Source organism: Rhodococcus sp. CH91 (assembly GCF_022554085.1).
In the GTDB taxonomy this organism is placed as follows: Bacteria; Actinomycetota; Actinomycetes; order Mycobacteriales; family Mycobacteriaceae; genus Rhodococcus.
Genome location: NZ_JAKFYR010000004.1, coordinates 160,233 through 176,835, shown reverse-complemented (window position 1 = coordinate 176,835; position 16,603 = coordinate 160,233). Strand labels below are relative to the sequence as shown.

Annotated in this window: 16 protein-coding genes; 3 read left to right on the top strand and 13 right to left on the bottom strand. The window is 68.9% G+C overall.

All coding sequences use genetic code 11. The features are described from left to right. Window positions 1–19: 19 nt before the first annotated feature. The 6 genes from MOM01_RS10070 to MOM01_RS10050 form a co-directional block, all read right to left on the bottom strand. Window positions 20–607, bottom strand: a complete 588-nt coding sequence (locus MOM01_RS10070; protein WP_241385280.1) for a glutathione S-transferase family protein — start codon at window positions 605–607, stop codon at window positions 20–22. Continuing rightward, window positions 604–1,245 (bottom strand): Rieske (2Fe-2S) protein, encoded by a 642-nt coding sequence (locus MOM01_RS10065; protein WP_241385279.1) that lies wholly within the window; start codon window positions 1,243–1,245, stop codon window positions 604–606. Before MOM01_RS10065 ends, MOM01_RS10070 begins: the two co-directional genes overlap by 4 nt. Continuing rightward, window positions 1,242–1,373: a hypothetical protein gene (locus MOM01_RS23075; protein WP_277609495.1), complete on the bottom strand. Its 132-nt coding sequence runs from the start codon at window positions 1,371–1,373 to the stop codon at window positions 1,242–1,244. Before MOM01_RS23075 ends, MOM01_RS10065 begins: the two co-directional genes overlap by 4 nt. A 292-nt stretch (window positions 1,374–1,665) precedes the next feature. Next, on the bottom strand, window positions 1,666–4,365 hold the full coding sequence (locus tag MOM01_RS10060; RefSeq protein WP_241385278.1) for a molybdopterin-dependent oxidoreductase: 2,700 nt from the start codon (window positions 4,363–4,365) through the stop codon (window positions 1,666–1,668). Then, complete coding sequence (locus MOM01_RS10055; protein ID WP_241385277.1) at window positions 4,362–5,204, bottom strand: FAD binding domain-containing protein; 843 nt, start codon at window positions 5,202–5,204, stop codon at window positions 4,362–4,364. Before MOM01_RS10055 ends, MOM01_RS10060 begins: the two co-directional genes overlap by 4 nt. Window positions 5,205–5,207: 3 nt before the next feature. Next, on the bottom strand, window positions 5,208–6,581 hold the full coding sequence (locus MOM01_RS10050; RefSeq protein WP_241385276.1) for an 8-oxoguanine deaminase: 1,374 nt from the start codon (window positions 6,579–6,581) through the stop codon (window positions 5,208–5,210). A gap of 142 nt (window positions 6,582–6,723) precedes the next feature. Between MOM01_RS10050 and MOM01_RS10045 the strand changes: the two genes are divergently transcribed. Continuing rightward, window positions 6,724–8,205, top strand: a complete 1,482-nt coding sequence (locus MOM01_RS10045) for a PucR family transcriptional regulator (RefSeq protein ID WP_241385275.1) — start codon at window positions 6,724–6,726, stop codon at window positions 8,203–8,205. 4 nt (window positions 8,206–8,209) lie between these two features. Here the strand turns inward: MOM01_RS10045 and pucL are convergent, their stop codons facing one another. The 6 genes from pucL to MOM01_RS10015 all read right to left on the bottom strand — a co-directional run bounded on the left by pucL (window position 8,210) and on the right by MOM01_RS10015 (window position 14,562). After that, window positions 8,210–9,130: a factor-independent urate hydroxylase gene (gene pucL, locus MOM01_RS10040; RefSeq protein ID WP_241385274.1), complete on the bottom strand. Its 921-nt coding sequence runs from the start codon at window positions 9,128–9,130 to the stop codon at window positions 8,210–8,212. Between the two features lie 4 nt (window positions 9,131–9,134). Next, window positions 9,135–9,458 (bottom strand): hydroxyisourate hydrolase, encoded by a 324-nt coding sequence (gene uraH, locus MOM01_RS10035; RefSeq protein WP_241385273.1) that lies wholly within the window; start codon window positions 9,456–9,458, stop codon window positions 9,135–9,137. After that, window positions 9,455–9,952 carry a 2-oxo-4-hydroxy-4-carboxy-5-ureidoimidazoline decarboxylase gene (gene uraD / locus MOM01_RS10030; RefSeq protein WP_241385272.1) on the bottom strand — a complete coding sequence of 166 codons (498 nt, stop codon included), beginning with the start codon at window positions 9,950–9,952 and terminating at the stop codon, window positions 9,455–9,457. Before uraD ends, uraH begins: the two co-directional genes overlap by 4 nt. A gap of 157 nt (window positions 9,953–10,109) precedes the next feature. Further along, window positions 10,110–12,317, bottom strand: a complete 2,208-nt coding sequence (locus MOM01_RS10025; RefSeq protein ID WP_241385271.1) for a molybdopterin-dependent oxidoreductase — start codon at window positions 12,315–12,317, stop codon at window positions 10,110–10,112. A 116-nt stretch (window positions 12,318–12,433) separates the two neighbouring features. Next, window positions 12,434–13,192, bottom strand: a complete 759-nt coding sequence (locus MOM01_RS10020; protein ID WP_241385270.1) for a cutinase family protein — start codon at window positions 13,190–13,192, stop codon at window positions 12,434–12,436. 86 nt (window positions 13,193–13,278) lie between these two features. Beyond that, window positions 13,279–14,562: a competence/damage-inducible protein A gene (locus tag MOM01_RS10015; protein WP_241385269.1), complete on the bottom strand. Its 1,284-nt coding sequence runs from the start codon at window positions 14,560–14,562 to the stop codon at window positions 13,279–13,281. Between the two features lie 145 nt (window positions 14,563–14,707). Here MOM01_RS10015 and MOM01_RS10010 point away from each other — a divergent pair, with 145 nt between their 5' ends. Further along, window positions 14,708–15,100 (top strand): hypothetical protein, encoded by a 393-nt coding sequence (locus tag MOM01_RS10010; protein WP_241385268.1) that lies wholly within the window; start codon window positions 14,708–14,710, stop codon window positions 15,098–15,100. A gap of 60 nt (window positions 15,101–15,160) precedes the next feature. On the opposite strand, the gene MOM01_RS10005 is transcribed toward MOM01_RS10010, so the two are convergent. Further along, window positions 15,161–16,060: a sigma-70 family RNA polymerase sigma factor gene (locus tag MOM01_RS10005; protein ID WP_241385267.1), complete on the bottom strand. Its 900-nt coding sequence runs from the start codon at window positions 16,058–16,060 to the stop codon at window positions 15,161–15,163. Window positions 16,061–16,135: 75 nt separating this feature from the next. Here MOM01_RS10005 and MOM01_RS10000 point away from each other — a divergent pair, with 75 nt between their 5' ends. Beyond that, entirely contained in the window at window positions 16,136–16,597 is a 462-nt protein-coding gene (locus tag MOM01_RS10000) for a carboxymuconolactone decarboxylase family protein (RefSeq protein ID WP_241385266.1), read from the top strand. Window positions 16,598–16,603: the final 6 nt, after the last annotated feature.

Below are 16,603 nucleotides of genomic sequence, written 5' to 3'. Positions count from 1 at the left end.
GAACGGGCAGTCGGAAAGATCAGGGAAAGACGGGGATACCGGGCATCTCCACGAAGCCGGAACGCTGCTTGATGCGCCGGATCCAGCTGCGCAGAGCCGGGTAGCGGTCGTGGTCGATCCCGATGTCCCGGCTCAGAGCGGCGGCGGGGAACAGCGCGAGATCGGCGACGGTCGGCCGGTCGGTGGCCACCCACGCTTCGTCCGTCGTGCGGCAGGCGAGCAGGTCGTCGAGAGTTCGCATCGCTGCGCGAGCAGCCGTGACATCGACGGGATCCGTTGTGTACAGCGCTTGTTCCCGGCAGGAGTAGAACTCCTCGAGCGGTCCGGTCGCGAAGTCGATCCAGTCTGTGGTCGGTGCTGCCCATTCGGTTCCGTCGGCGAGATGGACGAGAACGTCGACCGATCCGACGAGTGCCGTCGTTCCGGTCTCGAAGACAGGAAGCGACCCGGTCGGGGTGAGGTCACGGTAGATGCCGGTGAGATGCTCGCGGCCCGGCATCACGTCGACCGGTCGTACCTCGTGCTCGATGTGGAGCAGTGCCAGGGCCAGCCGCACCGAGTAGCACCGTGGGTCGAGCGGGAAGTCGTGCAGGACGGGAACGTTCACGCGGTCGTCACCTCTCGTGTGGGCGACACGGAGTCACGGAGTTCGTGCAGTCGGAGGACGAGGGCGTTCACGGTGGCGGCCGGCACGACGCCGGCGGCGACGACGTGCACGGCCGTGGTCTGTGCGTCGATCGTCTGGATTCCGGCGATCACGTCGGTTCCGTCGAGCGTGCCGGTGACGACTGCGCCCGCGTCGATTCCGTCCGGGCCGAGGAGGGAGAAGGCGGTGTCCCGATCGCCGTCGATCCACACCGATCGCACCGGGGTGATCGCCGTATCGGGAACGTCGGGTGCGCCCTCGGCATCGGTGGATGCCACCCACACGAGCCCGGCGCTCTCGACGGCTCGATACCGGTGCGGTGTCACAGTTTTCGGCGGTTCCATTCGCGGGTGGGCGGGGACGTGCCGGCACGCACCGGCACCGTCGAATTGCCAACCGTGATAGAGGCATACGAGGCGATCCTCGCGGACGAATCCGAAGGACAGGCGCATGCCGCGGTGCGGGCACCGGTCGGCCCACGCGTGCACGGCGTCGTCGGTCCCGCGCCACAGTGCGACGGATTGCCCGTCGACGGTGGTGCCGCTCGCGGTGCCGGTTTCGATGTCGCGGGCGAGGGCGACGGGAGTCCAGACGGTCATCGGTCCGGGTTCCTCTCGGTCGAAGTGAGATCGAGGACGACGTCGGAGCCGGGGGAGACGAAGTGCGCCACGGCTCCCGGATCGAATCGTCCTACCAGCGTGAGGGTGGACGAGATCGTGCCGCTCATGTCAGCAGCGGGTGCGCCGGCCGTGGAAGGTGTTCGGTATCGGGGAACATCGCATGGCAAACCTCCGGGGACGTGGGGTGCTTCGTCTGCGACGGCCCTCGCGCCCGTCACCGGAGGGTCCTCCTCCGGAGGGGAGCTCCGGATCGTTCACCGGCAGAGCCGGGCGGACATCATCGGTTCGATTCCCGATGTGGTTCAGTACTGTACACATCGCACGGACGGATGCGATTCTCCCGCATCAACTTCGCGTAACGACTGCGTTGCAGGCCGCACGGCTCCCGGCGGCCACGGTCTACTGCAGCAGACGCCAGATGCGGTCGCGCGAGAGCGGCAACTCGTGCGGCCGCGCACCGATCGCGTTGCGGACCGCGTTCGCGAGGGCCGGGGCGACGGGGTTGAACGGTGCCTCACTCATCGACTTCGCTCCCATCGGACCGAGTTCGTCGTAGGTGTCGGCGAAATAGACCTCGGTGCGCGGCACGTCGGCGTACTGCGGAATGTGATAGTTGCGCAGCACATCCGTCGTCACGCGGCCTTCGTCGTCGGTGAGGATCTCCTCGTACATCGATGCCCCGAGTGCCTGTGCCGCGCCTCCTTCGATCTGCCCGCGGCACTGTTCGGGATTGAGGACGGTACCGGCGTCGGCGGCCTGGATCGACCGGAGGATCTGCACCTCACCTGTGCGGATGTCGACGGCGACACGGAAAGCCTGCACGTTGAACGACAGCGAACGCGGCAGGCCACCATGCCTGCCTTCGGCACGTAACCGCCCGCCACCACCGGCCTCCAGCAGCTCGGCCGCGGAGACGAGGCGATCACCGCATCGGACACCGTCAGGCCTCAGTTCCGCTCGATCGGGATCCGTCCCGGTGATCTCCGCGGCGACCTTCGCCATCCTGCTTCGCAACTCCTGCGATGCGGCCAGCAATGCCTTCGACGCGACCACCGTGCCCGAGGAGCCGAACGCGCCGGTGTCGTGTGTCGTGACGTCCGTGTCGGACTGGTGCACGACGACACGGTCGGGCGTGGTGCCGAGTGCGGTCGCGGCGATCTGGGTGTGCACGGTGGTGGTGCCGTTGCCGAACTCTGCGGTGCCGACGCGGGCGAGATACCGCCCGTCAGCACACAGTTCGATCGACGCGTCGGAGATGTGGCCGTTCGGGGGATTGGTGGCGATCATCGCCAGCGCCATGCCCTCACCGACGCGCCAGTGGTCGCCGGCCGGCGCGGGACGCCCGCCGCTGCGGGACATCGCCCGTTGCGCCAGGCCGAGGCACTGGTCGAGGCCGTAGCTGCCGTACATCAGGTCGGCACCTTCGGGATGCGCGGCGACCAGTGGGTCGCCCGGTACCACGACATTGCGCCTGCGGAATTCGTAGGGATCGAGACCGAGCTCGACGGCGAGTTCGTCCATCGCGGATTCGACGGCGAAGATCACCTGGCCGAGACCGTAGCCGCGGAAGGCACCGGACGGCCGGTTGTTGGTGTACACGGATTCGGCGTCGACGCGTTTGTTCGGGCACCGGTACACCGCGATCGATTCGGTGCAGCCGTGGAACATGACGCCGGGACTGTGGTTGCCGTAGGCGCCGGCATCGGCGAGCACATCGATCGCCAGTGCGGTGAGGATGCCGTCTGCGTCGGCGGCGAGTGTCACGTCGACCCGCATGGGATGCCGGCACGGCGCGACCGTCAGCTGGTCGGAACGGCTGAACTCCCATTGCACAGGACGTCCGGTCTTCAGGACCGCTGCCGCGACCACGTCCTCGACCAGCATCTCCTGCTTGGCGCCGAATCCGCCGCCGACGCGTGCGGCGTGGACCCGGACGCGGTCCCGATCGAGTCCGAAGATGTGGCACAACTCGTCGCGCACGAGAAAGGGAACCTGCGTGGAACTGCGGATGACGAGGCGCCCGGTGTCATCGAGAAGGCCGATGGCGCCATGGGTTTCGAGATGTGCGTGCTGGACGCGTTGCGTCTGCCAGCGGCCCCGCACGACCGCTGCGGCGGACGCGACCGCGGCGTCGACGTCACCGCTGCCGCCGTGGAGTTCGGCGACGACGTTGCGGTACGGATCTGCGATGCGCGCCTCGGCGGTCTTGTCGGAGTGCAGCAGCGGAGCACCCGGCCGCCGGGCCCGATCCGGATCGAGGACGAAGGGCAACTCCTCGTACTCGACGCGGATCGACCCGAGTGCCCGTTGCGCGAGCGCAGGGCTTTCGGCGACGACCGCCGCAACCCGCTGTCCGCGGAACCGCACGACCCGGTCGAACAGACGGGTGTCGTCGGGGTCGTCGGTGCGGTTCTCGTGGCGCGCCGTCGAATACGCGATGCCGGGGGCATCGCGGTGGTAGAGCACCGCATGGACGCCGGGCAGCGCCTCGGCCTCGGAGACATCGACGGACACGATGCGTGCATGCGGGTACGGGCTGCCGAGTACGGCGATGTGCAGCAGTCCGTCGATCGAGGTGTCGAGTGTGTACGGTTCGGTGCCGGTCACCACCCGGGTCGCGGCGGGAGCACGCTGCGAGTGCCCGCACGACGGGCCGTGCGCATCCGACACGTTGACCCGCCCGTGCACGGCGTCCTCGATCGACCGGTAACCGGTACACCGGCACAGATTGCCCTTCAGCCGGTTCGGCAGCTCGTCGAGGTCGTCGTCGGTGAACGTCGAGGCGGTGACGATCATGCCGGCGGTGCAAAATCCGCATTGGAATCCGGCCGCGTCGACGAATCGTCGTTGCAGGGGGTGGAGATCGGACGGTGTGCCGAATCCCGCCACCGTCGTGACCTGCCGTCCGGCTGCGCGAACGGCGGGAACCACGCAGGAATGCACCGGCTCGCCGTCGAGCAACACCGAACAGGCACCGCAGTCGCCGGCGTCGCACCCCTTCTTGACCTCGAAGTGCTCGTGCTCGCGCAGCAGGGTGCGCAGGCACTGGCCGGGGCGGGGTTCGGTGTCGAGTTCACTACCGTTGACGACGAGTTTCACGGTCGGCCCTCCTTCTCGGACGCTTCCCCGGCCGACAGTTCGGCCCGTACCTCCTCCGCGAGCACTGCGGTGACCGCGCGGCGCCAGTCCGCCGCGCCGTGCGCGTCGGTGTGGAAGTCCTCGGCGGGGACGAGCTCGTCCAGGGCGGAGGACAACGCGCGTGCCGTGGGGAACCGGGCGAAGCGCAGCACGTGGGGACGCGTGGTCGCGGCGGTCACCGAGAGGGTGAAACTCGCATTGCCGTCGCAGCGACCGATGACGACGCTGCCGGACCGGCCCAGGGGTGACAGGGCGATCTTCCGGAAGGCCGTGCGGCAGTGCAGGGCCTCCACCGGAATCCGGATGCTGCGCAGCACTTCACCGGCCACCAGAAGGTTCGACGCGACTCCGGTGACGAAGTCGGCGACGGGCAGGTGCCGTTCGTCGCCGTCGGGTGTCCAGATCACGGCCTCCGCCTCGAGAGCGACGGCGAGCGAGATCATCGATCCGGCGGGGAAGGACAGACAGATGTTCCCGCCGACCGTCGCGCGCTTCCAGATCTTCCACGATGCCGCCAGTGCCTCGGCGCACTGCCGGAACAGCGGTGCCGATGCCCAGTCGTGGCGGTCGGACAGCCAGGAGAGTCGTTCGATCGTGCACGTGGCCGAGATGTCGACGGTGTCCGGCCCCAGGGTGATCGGATCCCAGCCCAGTCCGGACAGATCCACCAGGCGGTGCAGGTGCGGCTGTGGTTCGGAGAACAGCCAGGTTCCGCCGCCTACGAGGGCGTCACCGGGCCCGAGTGCGAGATCGGCGCGGCTGTAGGCGATGTCGTAGGCGGTGACGGTGTGCAGATCCACGGGTCACCCCGCTTTCGCGACGAGCGTGGCGTGTTCCGCGGCGACCTGCCGGGCCACGACCTCCTCGTCGACGGTCCGCACCTCACCGGACTCGACCACTCGGCGTCCGTCGATCAGCAACAGTTCGAGCGGAGGCATGCTGCCGAGGACGAGTGCGGCGACCGGATCGGTGATGCCGGAGTGGGCGAGGCCGTCGATCCGCCACAATGCGAGGTCGGCGAGCTTGCCGGTCTCGATGGAACCGATCTCGTTCTCGCGGCCGAGCACTCGTGCGCCTCCGATGGTGGCGAGTTCGAGGCTCTGACGCACCGTCATGGCACGGGGTCCGCTGCGTGCCCGCGCGAACAGCGCTGCGTGGTGCGCCTCTTCGAGCATGCAGCACGACTCGTTGCTCGCGGCCCCGTCGACCCCGAGCCCGAGTGGTACGCCCGCGGCATAGAGGTCGGCGGCTCGCGCGATCCCGGCGCCCAGCCGGGCGTTGGACGTCGGGCAGTGCGCCGCACCGGTGCCCGATGCGGCGAGCACCCCGATGTCACGATCGTCGAGATGCACGGCGTGCGCGTACCAGACGTCCGGTCCGGTCCAGCCCAGCGACTCCATGTACTGCACCGGTTTGCATCCGAACTTCTCGAGGCAGAACTCCTCCTCGTCGAGGGTCTCGGCGAGGTGCGTGTGCATCCGCACCCCGAGATCGCGGGCCAGCAGGGCCGACTGCTTCAGGAGCTCACCGGTCACCGAGAAGGGGGAGCACGGTGCGAGCGCGATACGCAGCATCGAATCGAACGAGGGATCGTGCCAGCGCTCGACCGCCTCGCGACTGCCGTCGAGGATCGCGTCGAGGTCCTCGACGATGTGATCGGGTGGCAGCCCGCCGGCGCTCGCCCCGAGATCCATCGAACCCCGGCACGGATGGAACCGCATGCCGACCTCCACCGCGGCGGCGATCTCGGCGCCGAACACGTCGCCTCCCTCGCGGGGCACGACGTAATGATGATCGGTGGTGGTCGTGCAGCCGGTGCGGGCGAGATGCGCCAGTCCGCCCTTTGCCGCGACGTGCACCGCGTCGGCGTCGATCCCACCCCAGATCGGGTACAGCGTGGTGAGCCATTCGAACAGAGTGTGGTCGACGGCGAGTCCGCGGGTGATCCACTGGTACAGGTGGTGGTGGGTGTTGATGAGGCCGGGGGTGAGCACACAGCCGGTTCCGTCCACGACGCGGGCGTCGTCGTATCCGGCCGGCATCCCGTCGCCGACCGTCACGATCCGGTTGCCCTCGACGACGACGTGCCCGTCGCGGTGCTCGGACCGGGTGCCGTCCATGGTCACCACATGCGCGCCGCGGATCACGAGGGGCAGGGCATCGGGCTGCGGGGACATCGGCGGCTCCTCGGGATTCGTCGGAGCCTCCAGTCAACTGCGTCGGAAAAGTACAACTCCAAGGCAGCACGCACGAAACGCGCCGGAAATACCGGCCTCCTACTGTGCGATCGTCCAATGCGATCACCAGGAGGTGAACATCGTGCTTCTTTCCGATGTTGTGGACGTCCGGGAACTCGGAATCCGGGTGTTGCACGGCGATGCGGAAGCTCTCGCCCGCCCCGTGCTCCGAGCCTGCACGACCGACATGCCCGACCCCACCCGCTATGTATCGGCGGGTTCGCTGGTGTTCTCGGGTCTGGTGTGGAGGCGCTCCGCGGAGGATTCCGATCTGTTCGTCAAACGGCTCGCCGGGGTCGGTGTATCCGCCCTCGCAGCGGGGGAGGCACTGTACGGCCGCGTGCCCGAGGACGTGATCGAAGCGTGTGTCCGGCACCGTCTGCCGCTGCTGGTGGTCCCCGACGACGTGCCCTTCAGCCGGGTCATCGAGTACATGACGGGCGCGATGGCGAGTGCGCGCGTGGACCGGCTGCAGACGGGACTCGCACGCCAGCGGCAATGGCTCGCCGCGGTCGCGGACGGTCGCAGAATCGACGATCTGCTCGAGGGACTCGCGCAGCAGTTCGGGGTGCGGGCGTGGTTGACCACCGCGACCGGCGTGCTCGTGGCGGGTTCGTCCGCCCCCGACGAGGATGCGCTCGACCGGATCACGGCTGCCGCCGCGAGCACGGCCCGGTTTCCCGTCGAGGCGTCCGGCGGCTACACCGTCCTGTCGGTGGGCAGCGGTCTCGGTGGGCGCCTCGACTGCTGGTATCTGGTGCTCGGTCGTGCCGGCGAGACCGGTGCGGTGAGCGCGGAGTGTGTGGAGGCATTCGACGAACTGGCCGCGGTCGTCGCCCTGGACCGCGTCCGGCGCGACGAGCGGCGCAGTGCGGGCTGGGAGATCACCGACCGGACCGGACCACTGGGACGCGCCCACGTCGACGCGGGTGTGGTGGTGGTCGCAGAAGCGGACGGGGATGTTGCGACCGATGTGCTCCGCGCCGTCGTCGCCGACGTCCTGGGCGAGGCCGTCACCTCCGTCGATGCGGAAGGGCGGATCGTGGCGGTGACCCCCGGCGAGGACGCGGAGATCACCGATCGTCTGCGACGTCGTCTGAGCCGGTTGCGCCCGGTGCTGCGACGGAGCCGCCTGTTCGTCGGTGTCGGTGGTGGATGCACCGACGACAACCTCGAAGGTGCGGTGCGCTCGGCGACGGCGGCCGCCGCGGCGGCGCGCAACGACCGGGGAGCTGTCTGCGTGCGCCGAGCCGAACTCGACTCCGCGATAGGGCTACTGGCAGCGCTGCCCGACGAGCTGCGCCGTTCGTATGCCGACCGGTTGCTCGGCGACGTGGTCGAACACGATCGGCGCACCGAGGCCGGTCTCATCACGACCCTCGAGACGTTCCTGGACTGCGACGGCTCCTGGCGACGCACCGCCGACCGGCTGCACGTGCACCTGAACACGGTGCGGTACCGGATCGGGCGGGTCGAGGCGCTCACCGGGCGCAGCCTCGGCCGCACCGGCGACCGCCTCGACCTGTATCTGGCACTCCGGTCCCTGGATCGGCTCGCGTCGTGAGCGACTACATCGCCCCGGTGTAAGGCTCCCACGCGATACCGGCGTCCGGTGCGTCCTCACGCAGCACACTCGCCTGGATCAGCCCGTAGGGCCGGTCGTCGGCGTGGAAGACCTCACCGGCGTTCTCGACACCGAACCGGGCGAGATCGTAGGCGAAGTGATGCTTGTTGGGAGCGGACAACCGGATCTCCGCGACGAACGGATAGCGTTCGAGGACCGCCTTTCCCATCTCGAACAGGCTCTGCTGCAGTGCTTTCGAGTGCAGCTCCGCGAAGACCTCGAGGAGGGTGGATCTGATGCCCGTGTAGGTGGCGTCCCAGTCGACGTCCGCGGTGGTGAACCGCCACTGCGCGACCAGGCTTGTGGCCATGATGCGGTCGGTCGCGGGTTCGAGGACGGTGTAGGGGTCGGTGAGGAAACCCTGGAACTCCGAACCGGTGGATTTGAGCACCACGAGATCCTTCAGGCCACCGATCACCCACTCGCGCCGATCGGATCCGCGCCCGGAGACGGTGATCGCAGCGGTACGGATCTCGGATCCTTTACGGGTCCAGGTGTGGTCGTGGGCGGTACCGTCGATCACGACACGCTCCCAGGCGTACTCCTCGATCTCCACGCGCGCAGAGCGCACGGGTTCGATGTCGTCGACGAAGTGGCGGGCGAGGGCGAGCCCGTAGTCCTCCACGAACTCGACGCCCTTCTCCTTCGCGTACGAGTAGACGGTCTGCTTCTGGCTGTCGGTCGGCAGCACGGTTCCCTGATCGCCCTCGAGGTGCGCGGCGTCGAAATCTCCTCGTAGACAAGTCGAGACGTTGAGGTCCCGGATCTCGTGCCGGTCGGTGTCGCGCACGATACGTACGACGCGGTTCTCCGCCTTGCCGTAGCGGTGTGGTCCGAGGACGATCTTGCCGGTCAGTTCGGTCATGGCTTCAGCTCCCGCGGTAGGTGGAGTACGCATAGGGGGACAAGAGGAGGGGGACGTGGAAATGGCCGTCTCCCGGAGGGATTCGGAAGGTCACGGTCACCTCCGGGTAGAACGACTCGATCGCGCGGGACGCGAACCACTCGGCGGTCGCGAAGACGAGGCGGTAGACACCCTCGGGCAGCGGACCGGTGATGTCGCGCAGCCGCCCGTCCCTGTCGGTGACGCCGGCGCCCAGGCTCGTGCCGTCCGTGTCGCTGAGCGTGATCCTCATCCCCGCGGCGGGGGAGCCGGAGGTGGCGTCGAGTACGTGGGTGCTCAGACTGTTCATTCGCCGTCCTCGATGATCAGGCGTTCCAGTCGGAGCCGAGTGATCTCGGCGAGCGCGGAACGCATGTCGCGCTCCTCGGTGAGCGGATCGTTGCCGAGTCGTCGTTCCAGGATGTCGAGGAGTTCCGTTGCGGTGCGCCCGGCAGCGCGCACGAGATAGACGTGCCCGAATTTCTCCTCGTACATCCGATTGCCCGCTGCGAGCCGGGCCAGGACGTCGGCGTCGGCCTCCGCGACCGAAGCCTGCTCGCGCCGAGACGCGGGATGCTCGGCGCGTTCCCCGATGCGGGGATGGCCGGCGAGGGCCTCGGCGAGATCGTCGCCGTCGAGGTTCTCGGCAGCGGCCTCGGCCGTGGCGAGCAGAGCGGTGCGTGTGCCGAAGGGACGAGCGGCCGCGACGGAATACGCCCATGCCCGACTCGAACAGCATTCGAGCAACAGCGCGACCGCGTCCTTCTCGGACATCGCGTCGAACCGGTCCGTCGTGCACTGCACGGGATCTCCCTTCGTCGGTATCCACCATCCTGTCCGGGGGCCGCTCGGGCCGGGAGGCACAGCGACTACAGCGTTCGCTGCTCGGCGGCGCCGGGCGTTTGGAGGATCGGCCAACACGTTCGCGGGGAACCGGGCACAGCAGGGCGAACCCTGCGGGCTACCGGGTGATCGTGGCCTCGGGCATGGACGGCTCGCTCGTCGCGGCCACGTTCACCATCGTCGCATTCACCGCGGCATTGCCGGTGAAGGTGTCGGTGACCGCCGGATCGTGCAGCAGGTTGACGTTGGCGCCGGGATGCGCGGCTGCGGTGGACCAGCCGACCCCCTTCTCGTCGTGACCCCAGCCGTGCGGGATCGCGACGGTGCCGGCCCGGATCTCGTCGCTGACCTCGACGGGCACCACGATGCTGCCGATTCGGGAGCGTACGGTCACCGGCCGGCCGTGCACGAGTGAGCGGGCCGCCGCGTCGTCGGGATGCATCAGGACCGTGCACCGGTCCCGGCCCTTGACCATGGTCGGGATGTTGTGCAGCCACGAGTTGTTCGAACGCAGATGGCGGCGTCCGATCAGCCGGAGATCGAATTCCTGCTCTCCGGTGTCGTTCTCGGTCTCGGTGAGCAGACGACGGGTCTCCTCGACGAACTCCGGCGGCGCCAGGTGCACGCGGCGATCACGGGTGGCCACCAGGGATTGCAGCCGCGGCCGCAGTGGCCCGAGGTCGATTCCCCCACGCGTGCGACGGATCCGTCCGAGTGTCAATCCTCGACGTCCGCGGCGCAGTGCTCCGTGTGGTCCGATGAGGACGCCGAGCGCGGCCAGCCGCAGTGGGCCGAGCCGATCGAGCAGGGCGCGGAAAAGACCTGTCGACTGTCTCCGGAACGGAAGTGGAAGTACCTCGAGGGTCAGGCGCGACATGATCTGCCAGTCCTCGAGCGCACCGGCCGCAGGCTCGAACACGCGGGCGTTGAACCGTGCGTTGTTACGAACGGAGAAGACCGGGAACAGGAAATCGAATTCCTCCCGTTCGAGGTGGGAGACCGGCGGAAGGATGAGGTCGGCGTGCCGGGACGTCTCGGTGATGTACATGTCGACCGCGACGAAGAAGTCGAGGCTGTCGAGGGCGTCGTCGAGACGGCCGCTCTGCGGGGTGGACAGCACCGGGTTACCGGCATAGGTGATCAGCGCACGGACCGGGCCGACGGAACCCTTTCCGTCGCCGAGAATCTCGTCTGCCATCCCCACCACCGGCAGTTCCGTGCGGAACGAGGCGTGCTCGCCGGTGCGGCTGCTCCACATGCCGTATCCGGAACCGAGTCGCCGCAGGAGACGGGCCGCGTCGATCGGGGGCGTCGAGAACATCTGGCCGCCCGGCCGGTCGAGATTGCCGGTCACGGCGTTGAGAGTGTTCACCAGCCAGTGGGTGAGGGTGCCGGTGACCTGATGGCAGACCCCGATGCGGGCATACGCGACCGCGGATCGTGCTGCGGCGTGGTCGCGCGCCAGTCGCCGGATCGTGTCCGCGTCCACCCCGGCGCGCGGCGCCATCTCCTCCGGTGTGCAGGCCGCGACCACGCCGGCGAGCTCCTCCGTGCCGGCCAGAGGGATGCTTCCGGGCGCCCGGCGAACGCCCTCGGCGAGGATGGTGTGCAGCATGCCGAGCAGCAGGTACGGATCGCCACCCGGACGCACCGCGACGTGTTCGTCCGCCAGCCGCGCCGTCTCGGTGCGCCGCGGGTCGACGACGACCACCGAGCCGCCGCGGCGACGGATCGCGGTGATGCGTCTGCGGGCGTCGGGCATCGTGGTGACCGAGCCGTTGGACACGGCGGGATTGGCTCCGAGGATCAGCAGCCGGTCGGTGCGGTCGATGTCCGCGATCGGCATCAGCACGTTCGAGCCGAACATCTTCCACGCCGCGAATTCCTGCGGGAACTGATCGATCGAGGACGCCGAGTAGAACTTCCGGGTGAGGAGGGCGAGACGCAGCGCGATGCCGTACACGACCGAGGAGCTGTGTGCGGCCGGGTTGCCCAGGTACATCGCGATCGCGTCGCGACCGTGCCGTCGCCGGACGGCGCGCAGCCGGGTCCCGGCGAGGGCGAATGCCTCGTCCCAGCCGATCTCCTCGAAGCTGTCGCCGACACGCCGCATCGGGCGGCGCAGCCGCTCCGGGTCGTGATGCAGACCGGCGAGGGCGGTGGCTTTCGGGCAGATGTAGCCGTGCGAGAGCACGTCCTCGGGATCCCCCTGGATATGGGTGACCTTGTCGTGGTCGACGGTGACGAGGATTCCGCAGTGCGCCTCGCACAGGGTGCACTGGCGAGCGACGGTTCGTGTGGACACGGCGGCCCCCTCCGCGGTCATGTGCGCAACCTAGCACTGTCGCGAGCCGCTCGTGCGCGATCGCAGCCGAGGTCGGACCGTCCCGCTGACGTGCCGGTCTTCCCACTCGGGGCGCAGCGCTCTCCGGCGCCGTTCGCTCAGGGGTGATAGTCGGGGTACTTCGTGTGCAGTTCGAGATATCCCCGCACGCTCTCCCGGAGCCAGTTCTTGCCGTCGGCGGGAGTGCGCCCGTCGCAGACCGCGTCGCCTTCGATGCAGATTCGTTCGACCGGGATCCGGCCGAATTCGTCGCGGGCACCGTCGAGCGTCACGCCGGGAAGGACGGGGCCTGGGAACAGGGTCTCGACGCCGCTGGTGTCGCGGGGATCCGAATAGAGAATGCCGCTGATCCGCTCGGGGGGAACGGAGCCGTCGGCTGCGATCTCGGCGAGAACATCGCCCGCGATCGAGGCGCCCTGCGAGTAGCCGAGAACCACCAGATCGGCGTCGGGGCATGTGCTGTGACGGACGGTGATGGTCTGGCGGAGCCGCTGATGCCCGATCTGTTTCGATCTGTCGTATGCGATGGCGCCGTCGTCGGCGATGCCGTCGCCGTCGTCGTGCGATCCGGTGCCGGGCATCGGTACGACCACTGCGGGATAACGGATGTGCTCGACGACGGTGCCGGGGCCCCGATAGCGAGCGGAGATCTTCGCCAGGGGAGAGTCCGGGTCGATCGAGTCGAGGGTGGCGAAGCCGCGGGTGCCGTCGACGGCGAGGATGTAGCGTTCGGGGCAGGTGCGGACCGGGTCGGCGGATGCGGTGCCGACCGTCCCGGTGACGCTCAGTCCTGCGGTGAGCATAGCTGCGGCGAGCAGGCAGCCGGTGCGGGGGTGCCGGCGCGTGATTCGGGGCATGCGCGATTCTCCTCGTGAGCCCCCGACAGGCGGTGATCGAAGCAGATGTTACCCATGTTCTGTTCGTTCACGATGTGTACTTTCGGTCACCCTCGTTCGAGTTGCGCCACAACCAGATGCAGGGCAGCCGTGGTGGCGAGGGTTCGGACCCGTTCACGGTCCCCGGGGAAGCGGCGGGTAACGGTGTACGTCGGCCGGCCGTCGACAGCGACGCCGAAGCAGACGGTGCCCACCGGTTTGGCCTCGGTGCCACCACCGGGACCGGCGATCCCGGTGGTGGAGACCGCGACGTCGGCTCCGAGCCGGCGCCGGGCGCCTTCGGCCATCGCCGCGGCGACCTGTTCGCTGACCGCACCGTGTGCGGCGATCATCTCGGCCGGTACGTCGATCAGATCGGACTTCGCATCGTTGGAGTACGAGACGACGCCGCCCGTGACATAGGCCGACGACCCCGGGCGGTCGGTGAGGCGCGCGGCGACGAGCCCGCCGGTGCACGATTCCGCGGTCGCGATCGACCTGCCGTCGAGGGCGCCGATCAGCTGGTCGTCGATGGTGGAGCCGTCGGTCGAGAAGATCTGGTGTCCATGATGTTCGGTGAGGACATCGAGAAGACGTCGATAGACGTCCGCGTCACCGGAGACGAATCGGGTGACCATGTCGAGTTCACCGTGCCGAAGACAGGTCGTGATCTCGAGTCGGTCGAGACCGGGGATCTCTGCTTCGGCCCGGCGCAGGGTCTCGGCGAGTTGCGCCTCGTGCAATCCGTAGGCGCGCACGGTTTCCTGCTGCAGGTCGTCGGCGCGGGCCAGCACCTCGGCGACCGCGGGGGAGCTGATCGCGCTGGGCCACATCGCCTGCAGCTCTCCGGGCGGCCCGGGGAGGATGACGACGGTCGGGACCTGCCGGTCGCCGGCTACCGCGGGGATGACCACGCCCGGTGCCGTGCCGCTCGGCGGGAGAACGGTGGCGCCGGCGGGGACCTGTGCCTGCTTGCGGATCCCGATACGCGTCGGTCCGGCGTCGAGGTCGGGGGTGCCGGGGCGGTAGCGGCGGATGATGCCTGCGATGTGTTCTTCGAGTTCGGGATCGAGCAGCAGTTCGCGACGGCAGAACTCGGCGACGGTCGCGACGGTGAGGTCGTCGGCGGTGGGGCCGAGACCACCGCTGGTGACGACGAGGTCGACGCCCTGGTCGGTGAGGAAGCGCAGTTGTGCGAGCAGGTCGGCGGGCCGGTCCCCGCAGATCGTGATGTGGGCGACGTCGACCCCCAGTTCCACGAGCCGACCGGACAACCACGGTCCGTTCCGATCGGCGATCCTGCCCGTGAGTACCTCGGTTCCGGTCACGATGATTCCTGCGCGCACGCTCACGGCGTCGAGCCTAGTCGGCAGCCCCTCTCCGGGCAGGGAGAGACGGTTGCACGGTGATCCTTTTTCTGGAATAGTTCCAATTATTAGAACTGTTCCAGAAAAGAGAGCGGCCCGGACGGGACCGCCGGGTTGAAGGAGTGATCGAATGTTCACCGCCGACCGTTCTCGGGCCGTGACGCTGCCGCCGGTCGTGCTCGGCGGGCTGCGGCCTCTCTACCGTCAGATGGTCCGCAACCGCGTGCCTGCTGCATCCTTCCGGCACGCGGCCGGACGTGCCGTCTTCGACATCTGCCTGATCGCGGGCGAGCACGGCCCGGAACTGCAGGTCCGCGCCGACGGCTTCGGGATCGATTTCACCCTCTCGATGACGACGCACTTCCGGATCGCGCCCGTGATGAGCGACGCCCAGATCCGGGCCCTGTGCGCGGTGCTTGCCCCCGGTGCGGAACCCTCGCCGGCTCTCGTCCTCGAATTCCTGCAGCAGGTCGTCGTGCAGTCGCCTGCGGTGCTCGCGCGGACGCATACCTGCGCCGCCTGACGGGAAGTCGGCAGTCCGGGCCCGGCGGGATCACTCCCGCCGGGCCCGGCCCGTGCCGGGTCAGGGGTGCCGGAGAAGGGCTGTCCCGAGCGTGGCGATCACGGCCGGGTCCGCGATCACCTCGAGCGTCGTGATGCGGCCGTTCTCGACGGCGAAGCGGAACACCGACCGTACGACACCGCCCGGCGCCCACGCCGCCCCGGGGCGTCCGTCGATCGTGGCGGCCACCGCGCCCCGCGCGCGCCCGTGGAAGGCCCGCGCGACCGCCTCTGCGCCGCGCAATTCGGGCTCGAGCGCGGGGCCCCCGTGCAGCCGGCCCGTCTCGGCGTTCGCTGCCGCCACCGGATCGGCATGCAGCACGACCTCGGGATCGAGCACCTCGAGCAGATCCTCGAATCGGCCTTCGCGGGCGGCGACGAGGAATGCGTCGACGACCCGGCGCGGATCCCCGGTGCCCGATGAGTCCGCTCGCGCACCGCGTACCCGTCTGCGGGCACGGCTGGTGAGCTGACGTGTCGCTGCGGGGGAGCGCCCCACGAGGGGCGCGATCTCGCCGAAGGGCATACCGAACATGTCGTGCAGCACGAAGGCGAGCCGTTCGGCGGGGCCGAGCGCGTCGAGGACCACCATCATCGCGATACCGATCGAATCCGCAAGTACAGCTTGGTCTTCCGGAGTGCCGGAGTCGTCGTCCCGTCGCGGCGGTTCGACGGGTTCGCCGAGGGAGACCTCGTGACGCGCCATCCGTGCGCGCAGCATGTCGAGGCACACGCGGCTCATCACGGTGGTCAGCCAGCCGCCGAGATTCTCCACGGCGCCGGTGTCGGCGCGAGCGGCCTTCAACCACGTCTCCTGCACCGCGTCGTCCGCTTCCGCAGCCGAACCCAGCATCCGGAAACCGACGGCGCGCAAGCGCTCGCGGTGCGCATCGAACTCCCTCGCCAGAAATTCCTCGTTCATCGCCGTCACATTCTTCCGCCGGGATCCGTCATGAGGATGACGGATACGGAAGAACCGATGTGACAGGAGCAGACGATGAAGGCACGAATGAACAATCCCGTGATGGTGCTGCCGGGGACCCTCGACGCCCTGCAGGCCGTGGGGCGGACCCTGGAGAACACCGGGCTCCCGGCCCTCACGGTGCACCTGGTGCACCTGCGTGCGAGCCAGATCAACGGCTGCAGCTTCTGCGTGGAGATGCACACCCGCGAAGCGCTGGACGACGGGGAGAGCGTCGAGCGGCTCACTGCGGTCGCGGCCTGGCGCGAGTCGCGGCGGTTCACCGATGCCGAGCGCGCCGCCCTCGCGCTCACCGAGGCCGTCACCCGTCTGGCCGACCGGCCCGACGCCGTCCCCGACGACGTGTGGGACGCCGCCGCCGGCTGCTACGACGAGAAGCAGCTCGCCGCGCTGGTCATGCAGATCGCGACGATCAACATGTGGAACCGGATCAACGCCACTGTCCGGCAGCCGGCCGGAGCGGCGCCCCGGAGCTGAGACGGC

Coding starts and splice junctions, on each gene's coding strand:
- MOM01_RS10065 (WP_241385279.1), bottom strand. CDS start 1,245: ATGACCGTCTGGACTCCCGTCGCCCTCGCCCGCGACATCGAAACCGGC.
- MOM01_RS23075 (WP_277609495.1), bottom strand. CDS start 1,373: ATGAGCGGCACGATCTCGTCCACCCTCACGCTGGTAGGACGATTCGAT.
- MOM01_RS10050 (WP_241385276.1), bottom strand. CDS start 6,581: ATGTCCCCGCAGCCCGATGCCCTGCCCCTCGTGATCCGCGGCGCGCAT.
- pucL (WP_241385274.1), bottom strand. CDS start 9,130: ATGACCGAACTGACCGGCAAGATCGTCCTCGGACCACACCGCTACGGC.
- uraH (WP_241385273.1), bottom strand. CDS start 9,458: ATGAACAGTCTGAGCACCCACGTACTCGACGCCACCTCCGGCTCCCCC.
- MOM01_RS10025 (WP_241385271.1), bottom strand. CDS start 12,317: ATGACCGCGGAGGGGGCCGCCGTGTCCACACGAACCGTCGCTCGCCAG.
- MOM01_RS10020 (WP_241385270.1), bottom strand. CDS start 13,192: ATGCCCCGAATCACGCGCCGGCACCCCCGCACCGGCTGCCTGCTCGCC.
- MOM01_RS10010 (WP_241385268.1), top strand. CDS start 14,708: ATGTTCACCGCCGACCGTTCTCGGGCCGTGACGCTGCCGCCGGTCGTG.
- MOM01_RS10005 (WP_241385267.1), bottom strand. CDS start 16,060: ATGAACGAGGAATTTCTGGCGAGGGAGTTCGATGCGCACCGCGAGCGC.
- MOM01_RS10000 (WP_241385266.1), top strand. CDS start 16,136: ATGAAGGCACGAATGAACAATCCCGTGATGGTGCTGCCGGGGACCCTC.